Annotated in this window: 1 protein-coding gene; it reads right to left on the reverse strand. The window is 74.3% G+C overall.

All coding sequences use genetic code 11. The features are described from left to right. Positions 1–85 precede the first annotated feature (85 nt). Positions 86–1,303, reverse strand: coding sequence for an MFS transporter (locus ROTAS13_RS24425; protein WP_083755703.1), 1,218 nt, complete (start codon positions 1,301–1,303; stop codon positions 86–88). Positions 1,304–1,441: the final 138 nt, after the last annotated feature.

The raw sequence follows: 1,441 nt of genomic DNA on the forward strand, positions 1-1,441 counted from the left end.
CCCCCGCAGCCACCAGCGCGCCCGCGGCCGGCAGGAGCCGGCGCGGGTCCGATGGCCTCCATGGTGCGGGACGGCCGCGGCCCCGTCAGGCCAGGGCGGGGCGCGTCGCGGAGACCCGCCACAGCGCCAGGGCCAGCGCCGGCAGCAGCAGCAGGTTCACCGCCTCCCAGCCCAGCCATTCGTGCAGCAGGCCGGAGCCCAGGGCGGTGCAGGCCACCGTGCCGAAGACGATGCAGTCGTTGACCGCCTGCACCCTGAAGCGCTCCGCCGGGGCATGGCTTTCGCCCAGCAGGTTGGTGGCGCCCACGAACATGAAGTTCCAGCCGATCCCCAGCGCGACCAGCGCCAGGGAGAAATGCGCGAACTGCCGCCCCGCCAGGCTGGCCAGCACGCAGGCCGCCGTGAGCGCCACGCCCCAGAGGATCACCCGCCGCGCGCCGAAGCGCGCGATCAGCCGCCCCGTGACGAAGCCGGGCGCGAACATCGCCAGCGAGTGGAGCTGGATGACCGTGGTGCTTTCCCCGATCCCGAAGCCGCAGAGCATCATCTCCAGCGGGGTGGAGGTCATCACGAGGTTCATGGTGCCGTAGGCCACGGCGGCGGTCAGCGCCGCCGTCACGAAGGCCGGGCGGGCCAGGATCTCCGCCACGCGCAGCGCGGTCTTCGGCCGGGGCGGCGGCGGCGGCAGGCGGGTGAAGGCCAGCAGCGCGAGGCAGCAGAGCGGCAGCAGCGACAGGGTGAGGTAGGTGCCCAGGAAGAGCACCGGCTCCAGGAGGCCGCGCGTGTGCTTCACCAGCTCCGGCCCCAGCGCGGCGGAAAGGATGCCGCCCGCCATGACGAGGCTGATCGCCCTGGGGCGATAGGCCGGGGTGGCGACCTCGGCGGCGGCGAAGCGGTAGTGCTGCGCCACGCCGGCGCCCAGCCCGGCCGGGACGGAGGCCAGGCAGTAGAGCAGGAAGTCGCCCCGCCAGACGCCCCAGGCGAAGGCCAGCGCCCCGGTGAAGGACAGCAGCGCCCCGATGACGAAGCCCGGGCGGCGGCCGAGGCGGGCGAAGACCATCCCGGCCGGGATGGAGGCGGCCATGGTGGCCAGCATCTGCAACGCCATCGGCAGGGTGGCGAGCATCTTGTTGGGCACGAGGCTGTAGCCGATCAGCGCCGACATCGCGACCTGCCCCACCACGGCCGCGTTGCTCAGCGCCTGGCAGAAGAAGAGCAGGCGGATGGTGCGCCGCATCCCGGCGGGCTCCTCCCCCGGCATGGCCAGGGGGGCCGTGGCTCCGGCGGGCTGCGCTGCGCTCATCAGAAGTGGCTCCATCCCCCTCGCGGCACGGAAACCGCCCGTCCCGCCCGGTCCAGCACCGTGACCGAGGCCGGGCCCGCCTGGAAGCGCCCGATCCGCGCGACGGGGATGCCGCTGCGGCGGGACGCCTCCTCCACC

Source organism: Roseomonas sp. TAS13 (assembly GCF_001950415.1).
GTDB classification, from domain to species: domain Bacteria; phylum Pseudomonadota; class Alphaproteobacteria; order Acetobacterales; family Acetobacteraceae; genus Roseomonas; species Roseomonas mucosa.